Annotated in this window: 19 protein-coding genes, 1 pseudogene and 1 riboswitch; of the genes and pseudogenes, 8 read left to right on the top strand and 12 right to left on the bottom strand. The window is 62.5% G+C overall.

Features of this window, described 5'->3' with window-relative positions; all coding sequences use genetic code 11:
* The first annotated feature begins 114 nt into the window (after positions 1-114).
* Positions 115-294: riboswitch (cobalamin riboswitch) on the top strand.
* 111 nt (positions 295-405) lie between these two features.
* Positions 406-1,023: pseudogene (bluB, locus tag NKI69_RS25850) on the top strand (5,6-dimethylbenzimidazole synthase); the annotation flags it as partial.
* A gap of 122 nt (positions 1,024-1,145) precedes the next feature.
* Here the strand turns inward: bluB and NKI69_RS25855 are convergent.
* Together NKI69_RS25855 and NKI69_RS25860 are read right to left on the bottom strand one after the other, a co-directional pair.
* Positions 1,146-2,129: a hypothetical protein gene (locus NKI69_RS25855; protein ID WP_352722788.1), complete on the bottom strand. Its 984-nt coding sequence runs from the start codon at positions 2,127-2,129 to the stop codon at positions 1,146-1,148.
* A gap of 283 nt (positions 2,130-2,412) precedes the next feature.
* Positions 2,413-3,021: a TetR/AcrR family transcriptional regulator gene (locus NKI69_RS25860; protein ID WP_352628635.1), complete on the bottom strand. Its 609-nt coding sequence runs from the start codon at positions 3,019-3,021 to the stop codon at positions 2,413-2,415.
* 121 nt (positions 3,022-3,142) lie between these two features.
* On the opposite strand from NKI69_RS25860, the gene NKI69_RS25865 reads away from it, so the two are divergent.
* Positions 3,143-4,366 carry an MFS transporter gene (locus NKI69_RS25865; protein ID WP_352722789.1) on the top strand — a complete coding sequence of 408 codons (1,224 nt, stop codon included), beginning with the start codon at positions 3,143-3,145 and terminating at the stop codon, positions 4,364-4,366.
* A gap of 37 nt (positions 4,367-4,403) precedes the next feature.
* On the opposite strand, the gene ribB is transcribed toward NKI69_RS25865, so the two are convergent.
* The gene (gene ribB / locus NKI69_RS25870) at positions 4,404-5,504 is read right to left on the bottom strand and encodes a 3,4-dihydroxy-2-butanone-4-phosphate synthase (RefSeq protein WP_023808630.1); all 1,101 of its coding nucleotides are present in this window, start codon (positions 5,502-5,504) and stop codon (positions 4,404-4,406) included.
* Between the two features lie 111 nt (positions 5,505-5,615).
* Entirely contained in the window at positions 5,616-6,725 is a 1,110-nt protein-coding gene (gene aroC / locus NKI69_RS25875; RefSeq protein WP_023808631.1) for a chorismate synthase, read from the bottom strand.
* Positions 6,726-6,908: 183 nt separating this feature from the next.
* Here aroC and NKI69_RS25880 point away from each other — a divergent pair, with 183 nt between their 5' ends.
* Positions 6,909-7,169: a DUF1344 domain-containing protein gene (locus tag NKI69_RS25880; protein WP_352722790.1), complete on the top strand. Its 261-nt coding sequence runs from the start codon at positions 6,909-6,911 to the stop codon at positions 7,167-7,169.
* A gap of 45 nt (positions 7,170-7,214) precedes the next feature.
* Here the strand turns inward: NKI69_RS25880 and NKI69_RS25885 are convergent, their stop codons facing one another.
* The 4 genes from NKI69_RS25885 to NKI69_RS25900 all read right to left on the bottom strand — a co-directional run bounded on the left by NKI69_RS25885 (position 7,215) and on the right by NKI69_RS25900 (position 10,264).
* Positions 7,215-7,802: a histidine phosphatase family protein gene (locus NKI69_RS25885; protein WP_023808633.1), complete on the bottom strand. Its 588-nt coding sequence runs from the start codon at positions 7,800-7,802 to the stop codon at positions 7,215-7,217.
* 46 nt (positions 7,803-7,848) lie between these two features.
* Positions 7,849-8,667: an enoyl-ACP reductase FabI gene (fabI, locus tag NKI69_RS25890; protein ID WP_023808634.1), complete on the bottom strand. Its 819-nt coding sequence runs from the start codon at positions 8,665-8,667 to the stop codon at positions 7,849-7,851.
* Between the two features lie 105 nt (positions 8,668-8,772).
* Positions 8,773-9,702, bottom strand: coding sequence for a DnaJ C-terminal domain-containing protein (locus NKI69_RS25895; protein ID WP_023808635.1), 930 nt, complete (start codon positions 9,700-9,702; stop codon positions 8,773-8,775).
* Between the two features lie 100 nt (positions 9,703-9,802).
* A complete protein-coding gene (locus NKI69_RS25900; protein WP_023808636.1) occupies positions 9,803-10,264 on the bottom strand; it encodes an RT0821/Lpp0805 family surface protein in 462 nt (153 codons plus the stop codon).
* A gap of 77 nt (positions 10,265-10,341) precedes the next feature.
* Here NKI69_RS25900 and pdxH point away from each other — a divergent pair, with 77 nt between their 5' ends.
* The gene (pdxH, locus tag NKI69_RS25905) at positions 10,342-10,959 is read left to right on the top strand and encodes a pyridoxamine 5'-phosphate oxidase (RefSeq protein WP_023808637.1); all 618 of its coding nucleotides are present in this window, start codon (positions 10,342-10,344) and stop codon (positions 10,957-10,959) included.
* A 3-nt stretch (positions 10,960-10,962) separates the two neighbouring features.
* On the opposite strand, the gene NKI69_RS25910 is transcribed toward pdxH, so the two are convergent.
* Entirely contained in the window at positions 10,963-11,715 is a 753-nt protein-coding gene (locus NKI69_RS25910) for a crotonase/enoyl-CoA hydratase family protein (RefSeq protein ID WP_023808638.1), read from the bottom strand.
* A gap of 20 nt (positions 11,716-11,735) precedes the next feature.
* Complete coding sequence (locus tag NKI69_RS25915; RefSeq protein WP_128302483.1) at positions 11,736-13,505, bottom strand: acyl-CoA dehydrogenase family protein; 1,770 nt, start codon at positions 13,503-13,505, stop codon at positions 11,736-11,738.
* Between the two features lie 335 nt (positions 13,506-13,840).
* Between NKI69_RS25915 and NKI69_RS25920 the strand changes: the two genes are divergently transcribed.
* The 4 genes from NKI69_RS25920 (at position 13,841) to NKI69_RS25935 (ending at position 17,348) form a co-directional block, all read left to right on the top strand.
* Positions 13,841-14,008 carry a hypothetical protein gene (locus NKI69_RS25920; protein WP_023808640.1) on the top strand — a complete coding sequence of 56 codons (168 nt, stop codon included), beginning with the start codon at positions 13,841-13,843 and terminating at the stop codon, positions 14,006-14,008.
* 316 nt (positions 14,009-14,324) lie between these two features.
* On the top strand, positions 14,325-15,452 hold the full coding sequence (locus NKI69_RS25925; protein ID WP_352722791.1) for a glycosyltransferase family 9 protein: 1,128 nt from the start codon (positions 14,325-14,327) through the stop codon (positions 15,450-15,452).
* 409 nt (positions 15,453-15,861) lie between these two features.
* A complete protein-coding gene (locus tag NKI69_RS25930; RefSeq protein ID WP_081734729.1) occupies positions 15,862-16,080 on the top strand; it encodes a hypothetical protein in 219 nt (72 codons plus the stop codon).
* Between the two features lie 158 nt (positions 16,081-16,238).
* The gene (locus NKI69_RS25935) at positions 16,239-17,348 is read left to right on the top strand and encodes a glycoside hydrolase family 25 protein (RefSeq protein ID WP_352722792.1); all 1,110 of its coding nucleotides are present in this window, start codon (positions 16,239-16,241) and stop codon (positions 17,346-17,348) included.
* Between the two features lie 14 nt (positions 17,349-17,362).
* Here NKI69_RS25935 and purD read toward each other — a convergent pair whose 3' ends face one another.
* A complete protein-coding gene (purD, locus tag NKI69_RS25940) occupies positions 17,363-18,640 on the bottom strand; it encodes a phosphoribosylamine--glycine ligase (RefSeq protein ID WP_352722793.1) in 1,278 nt (425 codons plus the stop codon).
* A gap of 281 nt (positions 18,641-18,921) precedes the next feature.
* Positions 18,922-19,737, bottom strand: a complete 816-nt coding sequence (locus NKI69_RS25945) for a phytanoyl-CoA dioxygenase family protein (RefSeq protein ID WP_352722794.1) — start codon at positions 19,735-19,737, stop codon at positions 18,922-18,924.
* Positions 19,738-19,742: the final 5 nt, after the last annotated feature.

Here is a 19,742-nt window from a genome sequence, read left to right on the forward strand (position 1 = left end):
ATCTAGTGACCCGGATCGACAAAGGCCATGCACGGGCGGCCGATGACTGGGGAAAATCGCGACTGCGTCCATTCGCGTCGCCGCAGGCATTGGCCCCGCGGGCGCTTCGGCGTAAGGTCCCTGGTACTGCCTGGTGCCCGCCGCAAGCGGGAGAATCGGGAACACGGTTGAATTCCGTGGCGTGCCCAACGCTGTGAGGGGGACCGCGCCGGTAAATGCCACTGTCGATGACGGGAAGGCACCGGACGCGGGTTGATCCCGAGCCAGAAGACCGGCCTGGCAGGCATTGTCATCCGCGTGGTCAGGCGGATGGCATCAGAGCGACGTGCGTCTACTTGGACGCACAAAGTACGCTCTGTCAGTTTTGAATCTGCAATCGCAAGGGGACAAGCGATGCCGGAACACATGACCGCTGCCATTGACGATGGATTTGACCAGAATGCGCGCGATGCGGTCTACCGCGCCATGTTCACGCGGCGTGACGTGCGCAGCCATTTCCTGCCCACCGCGATCGATGACGACGTGCTGGCACGGCTGCTGCTTGCCGCCCATCACGCGCCATCGGTCGGCTTCATGCAGCCATGGAATTTCATTGTCATTCGCGATGTCAAACGACGGGCGGAGGTGCGCGACCTGTTCCTGGCCGCGCGAGAACAGGAACTGCCGGCGATCGAGGCGGAAAAACAGGCGCTGTACCGCAAGCTCAAGCTGGAAGGCATCTGCGAGAGCGCGCTCAACATCTGCATCACCTGCGACCGGCAGCGCTCGAAGGGTTCGCCGCTGGGACGCTGGCACAATCCGGAGATGGATCTCTACAGCACCGTCTGCGCGGTGCAGAATTTCTGGCTGGCCGCGCGTGCCGAGGGCGTTGGCGTCGGCTGGGTGAGCATCATCGAGGCTGAGGCGCTGAAGCGGCTGTTGGCCATTCCGGATCACGTAACGCCGGTCGCCTATCTCTGCGTCGGCCGTGTTTCCGAGTTCGCTCCCAAACCGGACCTTGAAACGCATGGCTGGGGACGGCGGCTGCCGCTGCCGGAGCTGATCATGAGCGAGACCTTTTCCGGGCAAGGCGAGACACAGCTCAAATCCACCGTGGCGCGCCTCAACACCGTTCCTGCCTCACCAGACACCATCCGCCCAGCCGATCAGGGTGTGGCGCCGGCCGTAGCCCAGCGCGAACCGCCGAAGGAGGCCAGCGCCTTGTCCTTGAGCTCCCTGAACTTCGACGATGCCTCGGCCAGCCGGGCGTCCCAGGCCGGATCGGGCACCTGGCCCGCGATGGTCTTGAAATAGACCTGCATCAGGCAGGCGATGGCGAAAGGCTCGATGAACGCCGCCTTGAATGCCCAGGCGAAGACGATGGCGAGCACAAAAGCCCAGCCGGCGAGCTGGCCAGGCATCAGGAACAGAATCGCACCGGCAGGTGCCAGCATCATCAGAAAGATGATGAACGACATGCCCCACATGATGACCGCCAGCCAGACGGCGTTCTTGACCATGACCTTGCCGTTCTGAGCATAGAGCACTACGCCTTGGCGCGCCGTCTCGAAGGGCGAGGCTGAATTGATGCGGATGTTGTAGCCGAGGATGATCTCGTCGACATAGGTCAGCGACAGGCGGATCACCGTGTTGATGAAGGAGACCAGGCCGCTCAGGCCTGGTATCGGCAGGAAGGCGGCGATACCGCCGAGCAGGCCGGTGATGGCACGGATGGCACCCTTGACGAGTCGGTCGACGACGAAAAGGATGTTGGCTTCGGCAAAACGCTGGGTGACGACATCCCTGGCGTAGGCGATCTGGTCCTGACCGCCGGGAATGTCGCGGCCGTCGATCAGATGAACCATGACGGCGATGTGGCCGGCCTTGACGACATAGAGGATGTATTCGCGGATCCAGTAGACGGCGATCGAGACGACGCCGAAACCGACCACGCCGCCCCACAGGGCAAACGACAGCGGCCCGTCGGGATCGGTGGAGATATTGCCAACGCCATAGCCGACGGAGGCGCCGGTGCCGGTTGCCATAATATAGGCCAGCGTGATGCCGAAATAGACGATCATGCGAAAGACGATGAACGGCCAGGTCCGCATCATGATGGACACCGACCGGCCGATCTCGAAATCCCACATGTGTCCCGAATCTCCGCCTCAGAGATGGTGGAAGAGGATGGACTCAACCCGGCGATTGTCAATTGCGGCCCTGACGCCAAAGGGCGACGAATTCGGGGTAACGGGTTGGTTCGGAGCCCGCCAGCGCGTTGGCTGACGGAGCATCAAACGAAAAACCCGCCTGTGCGGCCGGTCACTGGCGCAAATCAGCACCATGGACGAATATATACCTTAGCTGAGGGCATGGTGTCAAGAAAAATTCCTATCGTGAACAGCTGCCGGCACGAAAGCTCCGGTGAGAACTTCAATTCGACTGCGGATCCGGCTTCTTCAGCAGGCCTTCAAGCAGTTGCTTGAACGCCGTCACCACCTTCTTCGACGTCGTTTCGGGGTCATTCGAATTGGCGATCCGTTGCGCTGCCTGGCTGCTCGCTCCGATGATCAGTCGCGAGGCGGTCTCGGGGTCGAGGCTGGAGACAACGACCCCCTCCTCCTGCAGCGCGGTCAGATGGTCGGTCATTGAAGCGATGCACGCACTGGCATTCGGCCATTGCGCTGGATCCCCCAGCACGGCCGGGCCATCGCGGAACATGATGCGCTGGATTTCCGGCTCCAGCGCCATCTCGATATAGGTCGAGCACTCGTCGACGAAATGTTGCCAGCGGGTCGGTGCTCTCGACGCGACCTCATTGATGCGCGCCGCCATCTCGCCGTCAATCTGGGCTATGACCGCCTGCAACAGCCCCTTCTTGTCGCCGAAATGATGATAGAGCGCACCGCGCGTCAGCCCGGCCGAAGCGGTGAAATCATCCATCGAGGCTTCCGCATAGCCTGTTGTGCCGAAGGCATGACGGGCCGCCGCAATAAGCTTTGCGCGCGTCTCGGCGATCATCTCCTTGCGGGGTTTGTGCATGTGTCCTGGACCTATTCACATACGCTTCGTATGCTAATTGACATACGCGGCGTATGCTCTATCTAATCATCATACGCTCCGTATGTAATTGTCCAATCGTCCTTTGTCGAGGAACCAACCGATGCAAAATCCCTATGCGGAAATCTTTCGTGCCCCCGGCGCCAAGGGCTTTGCGGCCGCCGGCTTCCTAGCGCGCCTGCCGATCGCCATGGCGCCCATCGGCATCGTGGCGATGCTGTCGCAGGCGCGCGGCGAATACTGGCTGGCTGGAGCCGTCTCGGCGACATACGCGCTGGCCAACGCCTTCGTCGCGCCGCAAATATCGAGACTGGTGGACCGCCTGGGCCAGACACGAATCGTCGTGCCCACCACTATCATCGCGGTGCTGGCTTTCGCCGTCCTCATAGCGGCGGCCAACCAGGACTGGCCGGTGTGGACGCTGTTCGTGTCGGCACTCCTGGCCGCCGCCATGCCAAGCATACCTGCGATGGTGCGGGCGCGCTGGACAGAGATTTTCCGAGGACGACCGCAGATGAACACCGCATTCGCCTTCGAGTCCGTGGCCGATGAACTGGTCTATATCGCCGGGGCATCGTTATCGGTCGGCCTGAGTGCCGCCCTATTCCCGGAAGCCGGCGTTCTGGTGAGCACATTATTTCTCGCATTCGGATCAGCGGCCTTCATCCTGCAACGCTCGACCGAGCCCCAGGTGCGGCCGGTCGACCATAACTCAAGCGGCTCGGCGATCCGCCTGCGGCCGGTTCAGATCATCACGCTTGCCCTGATCTTCGTCGGCGCAACCTTCGCGACGACGGAAGTGACCACCGTGGCGATCACCAAGGAGCTTGGCCAACCCGGCGCCGCCAGCCTTGTCATCGGCGTTTATGCGCTGGGATCGTTCGTGCTCGGCATCATCGTCGGCGCGCTCAGCCTGAAGGCGCCGCTGCAACGCCAGCTCGCCATCGCAGTCGCCCTCGTCGCGCTCGGCACGCTGTTGCCGCTCGCCGCCGACACCGTGCCGCTGCTGGCGCTGACCGTGTTCATCAGCGGTGTGGCGATCTCGCCGACCTTCATCACGGCCTTCGGCCTGATCGAGCGGCATGTGCCGGAAGCGATGCTGACCGAAGGCATCACCTGGGTCATGACCGGCATCGGCATCGGCATGGCGCTGGGCTCGTTCGCGGCCGGCGCGGTGGTGGATGCGTTCGGTGCACCGAACGGGTTCTGGGTGTCGGTGGCTTCAGGCACGATCGCGCTGGCCACGGTGCTGCTTGGCCAACGCAGCCTTGCCACGACTGAGTGCGAGATGGACATATGTGAAGCGGCCGCGATTGCCGCGGAATAATCAGATAGCGCCCGGTTTCGAGCCGGGCGCTAGCTGCCTAGAGGATCTCGGTCTTGGCGATGTGGATGCCAAAACCTTCGAGGCCGACATAGTGGCGTTCGCGCGAGGCGATCAGGTTGATCGAGGAGATGCCGAGATCCTTGAGGATCTGCGCGCCGAGCCCGATCTCGCGCCACTCGTTTTCGCGGCGGCGAGCCTCTTCGTGATCCTCGCGGTCGCCGCTGGCCGGCCGTTTGCGTTCCTGATGCGCAACGCCGACGGAGCCTTCTCTGAGATAGACGATGACGCCGCGCCTGCGCTCACCCATCGCCTTCATGATGGCGTCGAGCCGGTGGCTGGTGCCGAAGACATCGGTCACCACATCCTCGGAATGCAGACGCACCGGGACCTCCTCGCCGTCGCGGATGTCGCCGAAGACTATCGCGACGTGATGCATGGAGTCCCACGGCAGCGTGTAGGTGAAGACCTGTGCCTTGCCGCCGAGCGTGTCGATTTCCGAGCACGCGACGCGTTCGACCAGAGTTTCCTTGCGCTGCCGGTAGGCAATGAGGTCGGCGACCGAAACCTGCTTCAGCCCATGCTCCTGGGCGAAAGCCTGCACCTGCGGGCCGCGCTTGACGGTGCCGTCATCATTGACCAGCTCGGAAATGACGCCGACCGGCGGCAGGCCGGCGAGCTTGCACAGATCGACCGCTGCTTCGGTATGACCGGAGCGCATCAGCACGCCGCCTTCGCGCGCAATCAAAGGGAAGATGTGGCCGGGCCGGACGAAATCCGAGCCGCCGACATTGCCGTTGGCAAGATTGCGAACGGTCAAAGTGCGATCTTCGGCCGAGATGCCCGTGGTGGTGCCATGCTTGAAATCGACGCTGACGGTGAAAGCCGTGGTGTGGGCGGAATCGTTGTCGGCGACCATCGGCGCAAGGTTAAGCCGCTTGGCTTCTTCGCGCGGCATCGGCGTGCAGACGATGCCGGACGTGTGGCGAACGATGAACGCCATTTTTTCGGGCGTGCAGTGGACGGCGGCGACGATCAGGTCGCCCTCGTTCTCGCGCCCGTCATCATCCATGACGACGACGATCTCGCCGCGTTCGAAAGCACGCAGGGCTTCGACGATTTTTTTCTGGTCGTAAGGCATGGGTACTCGCTTCGCTCGCAGGGGAATAAGGGAGTAGGGCAGTACGGGAGTAGGGAAAAGCAAAAAGATTTGGCCGGCCGGACTAAGAGCGCAACATATTGCCCTATTCCCCTATTCCCCTATTCCCCTCCCCGTCTGTCCCCGATGCCGCAGATAGTGGTCGGCGATCGCACAGGCAACCATTGCTTCGCCGATCGGCACGGCGCGGATGCCGACGCATGGATCGTGGCGGCCCTTGGTCATGATCTCGACGTCCTTGCCGTCCTTGTCGATCGACTTTCGCGGCGTCAGGATCGACGAGGTCGGCTTGACGGCGAAACGGGCGACGATCGCCTGGCCGGTCGAGATGCCGCCGAGGATGCCGCCGGCATTGTTGGACAGGAACACCGGCTTGCCGTCATTGCCGATGCGCATCTCGTCGGCATTCTGTTCACCGGTGATGCGGGCGGCCTCGAAGCCGTTGCCGATCTCGACGCCCTTGACGGCGTTGATCGACATCAAGCCGGAGGCGATGTCTTGGTCAAGCTTGGCATAGATCGGCGCGCCGAGGCCTGGCGGAACGCCGTCGGCGACGATTTCGATCACCGCACCGACCGAGGAGCCCGCCTTGCGGATGCCGTCGAGATATCTGGTGAAGACAGGAACGGACGCCGGATCGGGGGTGAAGAACGGATTTTCGGCATCGCCGATGAAATTCCAGTTCCAGTTGGCGCGGTCGATGGATTTTTCGCCCATCGACACCAGCGCGCCGCGCACCACCACGCCCGGAACCACCTTGCGCGCCAAGGCACCGGCCGCCACCCTGGCTGCCGTCTCGCGGGCCGAGGAGCGGCCGCCGCCGCGATAATCGCGCACGCCGTATTTCACGTCATAAGTGTAGTCGGCATGGCCCGGCCGGTATTGGCGGGCGATCTCGCCATAATCCTTTGAACGCTGGTCGACATTCTCGATCAGCATCGACACCGGCGTGCCGGTGGTGATCATCGTCTCGCCGTCCTCGTCGAAAATGAAGCCAGACAGCACCTTCACTTCATCTGGTTCGCGACGCTGCGTCACGAAACGTGATTGCCCCGGCCGGCGCTTGTCGAGTTCGACCTGGATATCGTCGCGCGTAAAGCGGATGCCAGGCGGGCAGCCGTCGACCACGCAGCCGAGGGCGGCGCCATGGCTTTCCCCCCAGGTGGTGACGCGGAAAAGGTGGCCGAACGTGTTGTGAGACATGGAAAGTGCCCTGCCCGGCAGCGGAGCCGGCTGAAGCCTGCCTTCTATTGGCGTTTTTCGCAGTGGTCAAACTGTCATCCCAGCCGTTTAAGTTTTGACACATTCGGCTGGTTTCTGCTTTCTTCGATCCGCCGTTGAGTATCCGCCGCCGCCGTGCCGGTGCAATGATAAAGAGGAACGATTATGCGTACCCTGATTGGCGCCGTTGCCGCCACGCTGCTGCTTTCCACCGCCGCTTTCGCCGGCCAGACCGAAGGCCTGATCAAGAAGATCGACAAGGACACGGCGACGCTGACGCTGGATGACGGCAAGTCCTACAAGCTGAACGCCGAGACCTATGTCGACGCGCTGAAGCCGGGCATGGACATCGTCATCGCCTACGATGTAACCAATGGTGAAAACATCGTCACCGACATGGAACTGCCGGACAGCTCTGCCAACTAGAGCTTCCAGTAAAAATCGGGCGGTGGCTCGCCCTCAGAGGTGGGCTTACAGCCATTCCAGGCTCTTGCCTTCAAGCTTGAGCAGACGATCCTGCGGTATCTCCAGGTTCGCCGCCTCGGCCTCGGCAATGCCCAGCACAAAGCGAAACAGGGTCCGCATGACGCCGCCATGAGTCACGCAGATCGACTGGCGGTCGATCGCGTCGAAGCATGGCCTCACCCGTTCGAGCAGCATCTGATAGCTCTCGGCGCCTTCGCCGGGGGGCTGAAAGTTCCACTTGTCCAGAGCCCGCGTCATGCTCGCTCCGGGATACCGTGTCTCGAGTTCGGGAAAGGTAAATCCCTGCCAGTCGCCGAAATTGACCTCGACGAGGCGCGGATCGGTTCGATAGGCACCCGGATCGAGCTTCATCGCAGCGCGAATACGCTGCATCGTTTCGCGCGTCCGTTTCATCGGACTGGCGAGGAAATCGAATTCCCAGGGATTTGGGACCAACGCGGCTAGCCGAAGCCCGTTTCCGGTCGCCTGCTCGCGGCCAAGAGCGTTGAGATCGGTGTCGGCCTGCCCCTGAAGCCGCATTTCGGCGTTCCACGCGGTCTGGCCGTGGCGCGCGATATAAACCAGCGGGTACATCAGGTCTTCCGGTGCGGGATCGGGACGGACGACGGTTGGCCGGGTGTTAGTCCTTGACCGTCGAAATATCAGGCGCGTCGACCGCCTTCATGCCGACGACGTGGTAGCCCGAATCGACGTGATGCACTTCACCGGTGACGCCGCGCGACAGGTCGGACAGGAAATAGACGCCGGAATCGCCGACTTCCTCCTGCGTCACCGTCTGCTTCAGCGGCGAATTGTACTCGTTCCACTTCAGGATGTAGCGGAAATCGCCGATGCCAGAGGCCGCAAGCGTCTTGATCGGGCCGGCCGAAATGGCGTTGACGCGGATCTTCTTGGCGCCGAGGTCGACCGCCAGGTAGCGCACGCTGGCCTCGAGCGCCGCCTTGGCGACACCCATGACGTTGTAGTGCGGCATGACCTTTTCGGCACCGTAGTAGGTCAGCGTCAGCAACGAGCCGCCATTGGTCATCAGCGCCTCGGCGCGCTTCGCAATGGTGGTGAAGGAATAGACCGAAATGTCCATGGTGCGCAGGAAATTGTCGCGCGTCGTCTCGACATAACGGCCGGTCAGCTCGTCCTTGTCGGAGAAGGCGATGGCATGGACGAGGAAATCAAGCTTGCCCCAATGTTTGGCGACATTGGCGAAAACCTCGTCCAGGCTCGCCGGATCGGTGACGTCGCAATGGCCGGCGACAAAGGCACCCAGTTCCGCCGCCAGTGGCTCGACGCGCTTCTTGAACGCCTCGCCCTGATAGGTCAGCGCGATCTCGGCGCCATGGTCGACGCACGACTTGGCGATGCCATAGGCAATCGACCTGTTGTTGGCGACGCCAAGAATGAGGCCGCGCTTGCCGGCCATTAGGCCCTGTCCACCCGCCATGTCAGCGCTCTCCGCAAGATTTCAGCTTTGTGGGTTGCCCTATCGCACAGGCACAGAGCCCCTTCAAGCGCTCAAACCGGACAGTTCAGGGACAAAAGCCGCCGATCAGCCTTTTTGGCTGCGCAACAGCGCTTCGAGCGCGCTATCACCGCCTTCCGGCAGCATGATACGCACGTGGGCATAGAGATCGCCGTGACCGCCGGCCTTTTCCGGCAGGCCCCTGCCCTTCAGCCGCAGGACCTTGTCGGAGCTCGACCAGGCAGGAATGTTGACCGCAAGCCTGCCGGTCGGCGTCTCGACCGGCACCTTGGCGCCGAGCACCGCATCCGCCAGCGCCACCGGCAGATCGGCGTGCAGGTCGCGGCCCTCGATGCGGTAGCGTGGATGGCGGCGCAGATGGATCTTGACCAGCGCGTCGCCTGGCTGGCCCGGCCCCTGCTCGCCTTGGCCTTTGAGGCGGATGGTCTGGCCATCCTCGACATAGGCCGGCAGCTTGACCGCCACCTTGCGGCCGTCGGGGAACATCGCCGTCACCTTTTCGGCGGTCGCCGCTTCCTCGATGGTGACGTCGAGCGTCACGTTCAGATCGGCTGCTGTCGCCTGCTGGCGGCGATCGCCCGTTCCGGGACCGCGCGCGCCCGAAAAAGTGTCGCCAAAAATCTGGCTGAAGATGTCGCTGTTGCCGTCGAACGGATCGCCACCCGGTCGGCCAGAGCGGAATTCGAACCGCGAACCGCCCGGACCTTGCTGCCGGCGGAAGCCGCCGAAGGGATCGCCGCCACCGGCAGCGCCCTCAAAGCCTTGGAATCGCGGCTTGCCGTCGGCGTCGATTTCGCCGCGATCGAAAGCGGCGCGATTCTTTTCGTCGCCGACGATCTCATAGGCCTGGTTGGCCGCGGCAAAACGGTCCTTCGCCTTGGGATCATTCGGGTTCTGATCCGGATGATGCTTCTTGGCGAGTTTCCGGTACGCCGACTTTATGTCCTTGGCCGATGCGTTCCTGGCAACGCCCAGCACCTCATAGGGGTCGCGCATGCTTACTGCCCTGGAGTAGAGTTGAGTCTCTGGTTGCCTCCTATATGCGCTCGCATAGGAAGAAATTCCAGTGCTGGAGCAGCATATCAGACGCGGAAAATCAGAGTGCCTTGAAGTCCTGCATGCGCCAGCCACCGGCGCTGGCCAGGCACAGTTCGCCTTCGAACATGGCAACGCCGTCAAAGCTTTCGCGCGAGGCCTTGAAGCGGCGGCAGGTCTGGCCGTTGTCCTTCAATTCCGCCAGATCGGTGATGGAACCGCGCGAGCCGGTATCGGCATTGGCCCATGGGACGGCCTGCCCGCCGAGCTGCTCAATGTCGGCCGAGGAGACTGCATTGCCGATCGTCGTCTGGTCGGAGTCGCGATCCAAATTGGCCGGCGCGGCCGAGGCCGACGTGCTGCTGGTCAGAATCGAGCGGTCGACTTCGGCTTTTTCCAGGCTGAAGCCGCCGGCGCCACACGCGGCAAGCGGCAAGGCGACCGCCACGATCGCGGCTTTCGCGCTGGCCGAAGCGATAACGCTCCATTGCCTGCTGTCAAAAGCTTGCGCGATACGCGACAATCGGCAGCCTCCCCCTTGCTTCGTTAAGAATCTTGGTTTTGTAAGAATCTTGGCTTCGTGACAATTTGAGAAAAACTATGAGTGACACTGAGTTAACAAGCGGTGACTTTACCGAGGCTGCCGAGCCGTTTCGCCTCTTTGCCGCATGGCTGGACGACGCAACGAAAAGCGAGCCGAACGACCCCAACGGCGTGGCTCTGGCGACCGTCGATGCCGACGGCATGCCGGATGTGCGTATGGTGTTGCTCAAGGGATTCGATGAAGGCGGGTTTGTCTTCTACACGAATTTCGAGAGCGCCAAGGGCCAGGAGATTCTTGGCAGCATGAAGGCGGCGATGTGTTTCCATTGGAAGTCGCTGCGCCGCCAGGTGCGCATTCGCGGACCGGTGGAGATCGTCAGCGACGCCGAAGCCGACGCCTATTACGCGACGCGGCCGCGCGGCAGCCGCATCGGCGCCTGGGCCTCGAAACAGTCGCGACCGCTGGAAAGCCGCTTTGCGCTGGAAAAGGCGGTGGCAGAATACACGGCACGCTACCCGGTCGGCGAGATCCCGCGGCCAAAGCACTGGTCCGGCTTCCGAATCGTGCCCAGCACCATTGAGTTCTGGCACGACAGGCCGTTCCGGCTGCACGACCGGCTCGTTTTTACGCGCAGTGCGAAGGACGGCTGGGACAAGACACGGCTTTATCCCTGAGGCTCAGGCCTTCTTTCTCGTCATGAACGCGGTGAGCGCAGCGCGGGCCTCATCGGACTTCAGCCGCTCGCGAAAATGCTCGCTTTCCTCGCCGATGCGGGCGACGAGGTCGTCTCGCGAGCCACGCATCAGGTCGCGCGCGATCTTCAGCGCCTGCGGCGGCTTGGCCGCGATCTGCCCGGCCGCCGCCAGCACCGAGGCCTCCAGCGCTGCTTCCTCGACCACCTCGTAGATCAGGCCGGCGGCCTTCGCCCGTTCAGCCGAAAAGCCTTCGCCGAGGCCGAGCAGCGCGAAGGCACCCTGCTGCCCGAGGATGCGCGGTGCCAGCAGGCTCGATCCCGCCTCAGGCACCAGGCCAAGGTCGACGAAAGGCGTCCTGAACACGGTGCGTGGCGTGGCGAAGGTCAGGTCGCAATGCAAATTGAGCGTGGTGCCGATGCCGACCGCGATGCCATCGACGCCGGAGACCATGGGTTTTTCGACCTTGGCCAGGGCCATCAGGAAATCCCAGACTTCGGTGCCGCCGTCGCCGCCGGTGGCGACGACCATGAAGTCGGCAAGGTCGTTGCCGGAGGAGAAAGCGCCGGGCACGCCGAGAAAGACGTGGGCGCGGATCGCCGGGTCGGCGTCGCCTTCGGCCAGGGTTTTTGACATTTTCGCATACATGGCGCGCGTCAGCGCATTCTTTTTGTCCGGCCGGTTCATGCGGATAATCTGGATGGCGCCCTGGCGCTCGACGAGGATATGGTCTGTCACGGTGTTTTCCTTGTGAAACGTCAGGCGGAGACGAGCGTCTTGCCGGCAGCGGCGAGGCTTTCGGCGCCATCGATGACGCGCGCCCTCAAGGCGCTGACCTCGCCGAGCAGGTTTTCGGCAAAGAAACGGCAAAGCGCTATGCGGTTGTGATCGGCAAGAGCACCGCGCGCCAGATAGGCGCCGCCGGCGGCAAGCGAGATCAGCCTGAGATAGGGCGTGGCGCCTGCCAGCGCCTCTTCCGACCGGCCATCGGCCGTCAGTTTTTGCAGGAAGCGGGTCGCTTCGCTGAGATCGCCAAGTGCCGCGTCGAGAGCGTCGGCGGTGCGGCCGAAACCCTGCATGTTCGAGGTCCGCACCGCTGCGGCCATACCAGCCAGTTCGGCGATGTAACCATGCACATGGTCGCCACCGCCGAGCGGCAGCTTGCGCATCACCAGATCGATCGCCTGGATACCGTTGGTGCCCTCGTAGATCGGCGCGATGCGCGCGTCACGATAGAAGGCGGCCGCTCCCGTCTCCTCGATGAAACCCATGCCGCCATGAACCTGGAGGCCGAGTGAGGCAACTTCGACGCCGATATCGGTCGAGAACGCCTTTGCCAGGGGCGTCAGCAGATTGGCACGGTCGCGCCAGTGTGCCGCCTCGTCACCGGCGGAGACTCGGGCCATGTCGATGGCGTGGGCACAGGAATAGCTGATGGCGCGTGCGGTTTGGGTCAGCGCCTTCATGGTCAGCAGGTTACGCTGGACATCGGGGTGATGGACGATAGGCGCCATACCCGTGCCAGTGTAGCTCGTGGCCTTGCCCTGCCGGCGCTCATTGGCATAGGCGATCGCCTTCTGTGTTGCGGCTTCCGCGACCGCTACCCCCTGCATGCCGACACAAAGCCGCGCATTGTTCATCATGGTGAACATGCAGGCTAGCCCCTTGTTCTCCTCGCCGATCAGCCAGCCGACGGCGCCGGGTTCGGCACCTTCGAAGCCGTCGCCATAGATCATGGTGCAGGTCGGTGAGGCATGGATGCCGAGTTTATGCTCAAGTCCGGAACAGAAGACGTCGTTGCGCGCGCCAAGCGCGCCATCGTCGCCGACCAGGAATTTCGGCACCAGGAACAACGATATGCCGCGCGTGCCGGCCGGCGCGTCGGGCAGCCGCGCCAGCACCAGATGGATGATGTTGTCGGTGAAATCGTGCTCGCCATAGGTGATGAAGATTTTTTGGCCGAAGATGCGGTAGCTGCCGTCACCCGCCGGCTCGGCGCGGGCGCGCAAGGCGGCGAGGTCCGAACCGGCTTGCGGCTCGGTCAGGTTCATCGTGCCCATCCAGTCGCCGGAGACGAGCTTTTCGAGATATTTGGCCTTGAGGTCGTCGGAGGCGTGTTTGTCGAGCGCCTCGACCGCGCCCATGGTCAGCGTCGGGCCGATGCCGAAGGCCATGGCGGCGGAGTTCCACATTTCGAGCGCGGCCACGCCGAGCATGGTCGGCAGCGCCTGGCCGCCATATTCCGCAGGCCCGGAGAGCGCGTTCCAGCCGCCATCGATCCAGCGGCGATAGAGTTCCTTCCAGCCGGGCGGCGTGGTGACGGCGGCGCCCTTCAGCACCGCACCCTGCCGATCGCCGATCGTGTAGAGCGGTGCGACCTCTTCGGTGGCGAAACGGCCGGCCTCACCCAGAACGGCATCGACCAGATCCTCGCCGAGATCGCCGAAGGTGCCGGCATCGAGCGCCGATTTCATGCCGGCCACGTGCTTGAGCGTGAAGGCGATATCCTCGACCGGTGCCCTATACATGCCGCTCACTCCTCCTGATGCATCGGCCCGCCCAACCCTAGAGCCGGTGCCGCTGCAAAACCACCCGCCGTATCAGCGGTCTCCCACCTTTCCTCAAAAACGGCAACTAAGGCCCGCGATGCCGGGACTACCAAAACATCGCCGCCCTCGCTAATGGCTCGCCCCTACACTTTCCCCACAGCGCGTCAGCTCGAGCCGGGCGAATGATCGGCGCCTGCCTGATCTCCCCGCGCTACGTCACACAGCGTCAGCACATGGGATCGAGTCGATAGTCGCGACACGAGATCGCTCCAAGGACAAACACGCGCCCATCGCGCTATTGTTCGGCGTTCGCGATGCCCATGCCCGAATGCTTCCTGACGTCGGGCGTGTGGCTCGATCCGACGGCGCCGTTGGCGGGCCGTGCCGCCGTTTCGTGGCGCGAGATCGGTGGCCATGGCGGAGCATCCGCGCCGTACTTGGAGGCGATGCGCCATGATCTGCATCACTGCCTTTATCAATGAGCCGAACGTCCAAGCCATGCGATGAACACAGCGAGAACATGGCTCGCGATCAGGGGGGACTACTTGTGGGTGATCCAATCCAACAAAACTTCGATCTGCTCGCACCGACATGCATTGAAAGCGCCAGAACCTATAAGACTAGCCCTATTTACGATAGCAATTGCTGGTTTCGATCAATGTTGCTTCGCGCACCGCAAAACCTTAAAGACCGATGCGGCAAGGGCTTGTATCGGTTCCTATGATTCGAAAGGGAGTACGGCTCTTATTCCATGGCGCCGTTATCTCGGCGGATAGGTGAGATCGTGACAAAGTCAAAATGGACTGCAACGCGATCATGAGCCCAAAATCTGGCAATGAAATTCGCTCGATATGCATTGTCCAAACAAAATTCCTGGGTGATGTCACGCTGACATCTGCTTTGGTCCGCAATCTACGCCTCGCCTATCCCGACGCTTCGATAACAATGATATGCGCGCCTGGCCTTAAGCAATTCATTGTCGCGCAACAGATTGCCGACGTGGCGGTTGGCTTTGAAACCGGGGGCAGAGGAAGGACTCCGCTTAAGCGATTGACCGACTATTATGCCCTTATTTCTGCTCTGCGGCGTCAAAAATTCGATCTCAGCATCGATCTTACCGATACAAAAACCTCACGGATCATGCACCGTTTGACCGGCGCCCCACTTCGGGTTGGCTTCGATCCTCCCGAGCGTCCGTTTAAGTTCTGGGAAATTCAGATGGCAAACGTCCTCGCGCCGCCGTTCGGCCATGGTGGCTCCCATTATCTCTACAGATACCTGTCTCCATTGGGCGCCCTCGGGTTAGCGATTCAAAACCCAACCCCTCGGCTGCAGCCCACCAAGATTGCCCAAGAGGAGTGTGCCAGGCTTCTTTTCGAAAACGCCTTGGCGAAGAAATCATACGTGGCTGTGCATGCGGGCGCGAGGTCCGAGGGGCGTCGTTGGCCGCCGCAACATTTTGCCGCCGTCATTGATGAGATCTACGCCAAAACCGGGCTGCGGTCTCTGATCATCGGTGGGCCTGACGAAAGGCCCGTTGCGCAAAGCATAATTGAAGCGGCAACATCGCCGGTGGCCACTGTCGTCGGAAAGGCCTCGCTTGAAGTCCTTGTCGCGTTGTTGACAGAAGCGGCAATTTTCCTTGGCAATGACAGCGGCCCGATGCACGTTGCAGCCTCTGTTGAAACTCCGGCGGTGGGATTGTTCGGTCTGCAGTCTCCTGATCTATGGGGCCCGTTTGGTATCCCCAACAAAACGCTCCGGCCGCCCATGCCTTGTCCATGTATCGCTCCAGGTGTTTGTAAAGAATACAACCCCGGTGGGGTCTATTGTGTTCAGCGGCTTCAGGTTGCTGAAGTCGCAGAAGCGACACTCGATTTCATTGAGACAAGCGGCTCTCGACCGACCCAACTACGATGCGCGTAATTACCTAGCATTGATCCGCGACGTCATCGAACTGACGTGCCCCTCGATGCCGTTCGATCACCCACGCGATGCGAGATCGTTTCTTCGGCCGTCTCGTAGCTCACGTCCGTCTCGTCGCCAAGATACTCGTGCAAGCTCGACCTGAACCCATGAACGGTCACGTCGCCGGGCGTCAGATGCAGGATGCCGGTCCTGACAGTGCTTGGCTTCGCGCCTCGCGAGCCGCTAGGAAGATGTACGCCGCATCCCGATACGGAGGCAAGCTGCTCCCGGAGGATGGTCATGGCGCGCACATTTTTTGTAAGCCTCAAATTTGTCACGCGGATTTTGCAATCGGGGCGGCGCGTATTAAGTTCAAGCCATGCCGGATCGACCGGCGTGAGATCAGAACCAGCAACCGGAATCGCCCATGCTTGCCAGACCCGACGCTTACCGCTGCATCGAATGCGGCCTGCCCTATCGAGCGGAGGGGTTCTGTTACCATGGGGGCAGACTGGACCACGGTGCCGCCTACTGGTCGGATCGCGGCATATTGTGCTCCCCGCAATGCTCTCTGGCCCATCACCGCAAACGCGCCGCCGAAGGCACGCTGCGGCAAGAGCCCGCGCCCGATCCGTTTGGATTCTAGCCGCTGATGCGACGCCAGCTTTTCTGAAGCCGGCCTCCCGGAAGCAAATCCTTAACCATGACGGTTCAGGATTTGCCTTTGATCAACGGGGACTCCCTGTTTTGAAAAGGACGGCGTGCCTTCTTCGCCGCACAGCGCTTCTCGCCTTGGCGGCGACGATGGCGCTGTCCATGGCGGCAAAGGCCTCGGATTTTTCCGAGCCGTGGAAGAACGCCGACCGCGCTTTGGTCGTCGATGCCTACGAATACAATTCCATCGATTGGGCCCAGCTCGCCACCGACAAGCGGGTCGTCGGCTTCATCAACAAAGCCTCCGACGGCATGCCGCCGGCCTATTTCTGCTTGGGCAACGACATCGAGGTGAAGCTTTGCAAGGCGCTGTGGAAACGTCATGCGGTGACGCGCGAACTGTTCCAGACGCGCAGGGTGGTGGCCAAGGCACTCGGCCTGAAATGGGGCGCCTATCACCTTGCCCGCCCCGGCAATCCGGTCGAGCAGGCCAACAATTTCCTCGATTTCGCCGGGCCTGCGCCGGACGATCTCATGGCTCTCGACATTGAGGGCAATGATCCCTCGCAATGGATGTCGCTTGACGACGCCGAGGAGTTCGTACGCCAGGTGCATCGCCGCATCGGCCGTTTCCCGGTGCTGTACACCAACGGCAAGACCGCCCAGTACATTGCCGACAACAGCTACCGATACCGGCTCCTGTCGCGGTTGCCGCTCTGGTATGCGCGTTATACCAACGACATCGACGTGCATTTCCCGATGGGCAACTGGCAAGGCTACGCGCTGTGGCAGTTTTCCGCGCAAGCCAATTGCGGCCGATTCCGCTGCCCCTACAGGGTTGCCGGCACGCCTAACGACATAGACGTCAATGTCGCGCCGACAGACGCCGCCACGCTGCGCGCGCAATGGCCGTTCGGTGGGCTTATCGACGTGCCGCCGGACTATCTCGCCTCGATACCGCTACCGGTCTCACGCGAGGCCGGCCTCGCCGGCAATGTCACCATCACCTATGCGTCTGTGGCCGCGCCGCCGACTTTCGAGGACATGGTTGCAGCGTTGGGCACACGCTGGTCCCGTTTCCGCGACGGCTTCCGCATGCCAGTCGTGAAGACGGTGCCCCGGAGACCGAGTTTCGGCATTGTCCAATATGTCGCCTGGAAGCGGACCGAGCGGCGTTCGCCCGCACAACTCGACGCTGCCTTTGCCTTGTCCGATCCGCTCAGCACCGCTTCCACCGAACTCGATCGCGGCCAGCGGTGAGCCAACGCGGAACTTCAGGTTCCCTGTTCGCGCGCCACGGCCTGCCAGCCGATATCGCGGCGGCAGAACCCGTCCGGCCAATCGATGCGGTCAAGCGCGGCATAGGCTCGTTTCTGTGCCTCGCCGACCGTGGCGCCTGATGCCGTCACGTTGAGGACGCGGCCGCCATTGGCAACCAGCGCGCCGCCATTGATGGCGGTACCGGCGTGGAAGATCTCGACACCGTCGCTCGCCGCGTCTTCGACGCCGCGGATGACCGAGCCTTTTTCCGGCGTGCCGGGATAGCCTCTCGCCGCCATCACCACGGTGAGTGCCGCCTCGTCGCGCCAGCGCACCGAAGTATGCGCAAGCTGGCCGTCGGTCGCCGCGTTGAGCAGGACCAGCAGATCGTCCTTCAGCCGCATCATCAGCACCTGGCATTCCGGGTCGCCGAAACGGGTGTTGTATTCGATCAGCCTCGGTCCCTTGTCGGTGATCATCAGCCCGGCAAACAGCACGCCGGAGAACGGCGCGCCAAGTTCGGCCATGCCGCGCATGGTCGGCTCGATGATCTCGCGCATGGTGCGTTCGACCAGTTCCGGCGTCATCACCGGGGCCGGCGAATAGGCGCCCATGCCGCCGGTGTTCGGACCGGTGTCGCCGTCGCCGACGCGCTTGTGGTCCTGCGCGGTGCCGAAGGGCAGCGCGGTGGTGCCGTCACACAGGCAGAAGAAACTCGCCTCCTCGCCGGTCATGAATTCCTCGACCACTACTTCCGCGCCGGCGGCGCCGAAGGAACCATCGAAGCAGGCATCGAGTGCTGCCTGTGCTTCACTGGGCGTCATGGCGACGGTGACGCCCTTGCCGGCAGCGAGCCCGTCGGCCTTGATGACGATCGGCGCTCCGGTCTTTTCGACATAGGCCTTGGCCGAGGCCAGATCGCTGAAGCGGCCATAGGCGGCGGTCGGGATGTCGTAGCGGGCACAGAGGTCCTTGGTGAATCCCTTCGAACCTTCCAGCTGTGCGGCAGCCTTGGAGGGACCGAAGACGCGGATATTTTCGGCGCGCAGATCGTCGGCAATGCCGGCGACCAGCGGCCCCTCCGGACCGATCACCACGAGGTCGATTTTTTTCTCCCGGCAGAACGCGGCCACGGCGGCGTGGTCGGCTAAATCCAGCTTCACCAGCTCAGCCTCGCTGCCGATGCCCGGGTTGCCGGGAGCCGCATAGAGCTTTGTCAGCAGCGGTGATGCGGCAATCTTCCAGGCGAGCGCATGTTCGCGGCCGCCGGAGCCCAGAAGAAGAACGTTCATGGCCACCTCTTGATGCCGAAATTCTGCTCTGGCGGCCATCTGATGGCGTTTTCTGCGCTTCCGTTGCTCACGGACCAAATGTCCGCTCCGCTACGGTTCTCGAAACCACCACCATATGACTCGCCAGAGCGAATTTCGAAACAGTCTCTTGGAGCACCCGCTATTGCTCTCCGGGCGACGGGTCAAGGCATCAGGGTGTTTTGATCGGAATTGCGCACGGGAACGTTACCCCAGCCAGAATATGGGCCTCGAATACCGGCGCTCATATTCTGGCTGCCGCCTCAGCCCTGGTAGACCACCGGAAACCAATCCTCGCGCAATCTCTGTCCCGGCTGCATGCCATGGCCATGATAGGGCGGCGAGGTGCGGCCCGGCCGCTCGACATAGCGCGCATCGTCACCGACCCAGCGCAGCGACAGCGCCCGGCGCCGCGCCGCGGTCATATTGCCACGGGCGCCGTGCGCGGTCCTGAAGTCGAACAGGATGGCGTCGCCCGGCTCCATTTCCCATTCGAGCACCTTCATCGACGGATCCTTGTCGGGATCGGGCACCGGCAGATAGTCGCCCTCGCCGGCATAAAAGTTGCTATCGTCGAGCCAGCGCACCGGCAGGATCATCTTGTCCCATTTGTGCGAGCCGGCGATCAGACGCAGCGTCGCTTCCTTCACCGGGTCGATGGGTATCCAGAAGCTCACCGTCTGCCGGCCATCGACGAAATAGTAGGGGATATCCTGATGCCAGGGCGTCGGCTTCTGCGTGCCGGGCTCCTTGACCAGCACATGATCGTGGAAGAACTGCGCGGTGCGCGACTGCATCACCGCAGCCGCCAGTTCGGCGGCTGGCGAACCCCGCACCAGACTGACGAATTCGGGGATGCGCTCCCAGTTGCAGTAGTCGTCGAAGAAACTGCCGCGGCCGTTGGCGATGTCGGATGCGGTGGCGCTGCGGTTCTGCATGTTGCGTTCGATGCCGGCGGCAATCGTGTCGACCCAGCCCTTGAAGGCGCCGCGAATGCAGACAGCGCCGTCACGCTGATAGTCGGCAATCGTGGACGCGCCGATCATGGTGGCGTCGAGGATGGCAGTCTGGGAAGCCATGGCGT

Source organism: Mesorhizobium sp. M0491 (assembly GCF_040321265.1).
GTDB lineage: Bacteria > Pseudomonadota > Alphaproteobacteria > Rhizobiales > Rhizobiaceae > Mesorhizobium.

Excerpts from the sequence above, each read along its gene's own strand:
- NKI69_RS25860 (WP_352628635.1), bottom strand. The coding sequence starts at position 3,021 with ATGCACAAACCCCGCAAGGAGATGATCGCCGAGACGCGCGCAAAGCTT.
- NKI69_RS25885 (WP_023808633.1), bottom strand. The coding sequence starts at position 7,802 with ATGTACCCGCTGGTTTATATCGCGCGCCACGGCCAGACCGCGTGGAAC.
- NKI69_RS25855 (WP_352722788.1), bottom strand. The coding sequence starts at position 2,129 with ATGTGGGATTTCGAGATCGGCCGGTCGGTGTCCATCATGATGCGGACC.
- NKI69_RS25935 (WP_352722792.1), top strand. The coding sequence starts at position 16,239 with ATGGCGCTGTCCATGGCGGCAAAGGCCTCGGATTTTTCCGAGCCGTGG.
- ribB (WP_023808630.1), bottom strand. The coding sequence starts at position 5,504 with ATGCCTTACGACCAGAAAAAAATCGTCGAAGCCCTGCGTGCTTTCGAA.
- NKI69_RS25930 (WP_081734729.1), top strand. The coding sequence starts at position 15,862 with ATGCTTGCCAGACCCGACGCTTACCGCTGCATCGAATGCGGCCTGCCC.
- NKI69_RS25865 (WP_352722789.1), top strand. The coding sequence starts at position 3,143 with ATGCAAAATCCCTATGCGGAAATCTTTCGTGCCCCCGGCGCCAAGGGC.
- pdxH (WP_023808637.1), top strand. The coding sequence starts at position 10,342 with ATGAGTGACACTGAGTTAACAAGCGGTGACTTTACCGAGGCTGCCGAG.
- NKI69_RS25945 (WP_352722794.1), bottom strand. The coding sequence starts at position 19,737 with ATGGCTTCCCAGACTGCCATCCTCGACGCCACCATGATCGGCGCGTCC.
- aroC (WP_023808631.1), bottom strand. The coding sequence starts at position 6,725 with ATGTCTCACAACACGTTCGGCCACCTTTTCCGCGTCACCACCTGGGGG.
- NKI69_RS25925 (WP_352722791.1), top strand. The coding sequence starts at position 14,325 with ATGGACTGCAACGCGATCATGAGCCCAAAATCTGGCAATGAAATTCGC.
- NKI69_RS25895 (WP_023808635.1), bottom strand. The coding sequence starts at position 9,702 with ATGCGCGACCCCTATGAGGTGCTGGGCGTTGCCAGGAACGCATCGGCC.
- purD (WP_352722793.1), bottom strand. The coding sequence starts at position 18,640 with ATGAACGTTCTTCTTCTGGGCTCCGGCGGCCGCGAACATGCGCTCGCC.
- NKI69_RS25880 (WP_352722790.1), top strand. The coding sequence starts at position 6,909 with ATGCGTACCCTGATTGGCGCCGTTGCCGCCACGCTGCTGCTTTCCACC.
- NKI69_RS25915 (WP_128302483.1), bottom strand. The coding sequence starts at position 13,505 with ATGTATAGGGCACCGGTCGAGGATATCGCCTTCACGCTCAAGCACGTG.
- NKI69_RS25920 (WP_023808640.1), top strand. The coding sequence starts at position 13,841 with ATGCCCATGCCCGAATGCTTCCTGACGTCGGGCGTGTGGCTCGATCCG.
- fabI (WP_023808634.1), bottom strand. The coding sequence starts at position 8,667 with ATGGCGGGTGGACAGGGCCTAATGGCCGGCAAGCGCGGCCTCATTCTT.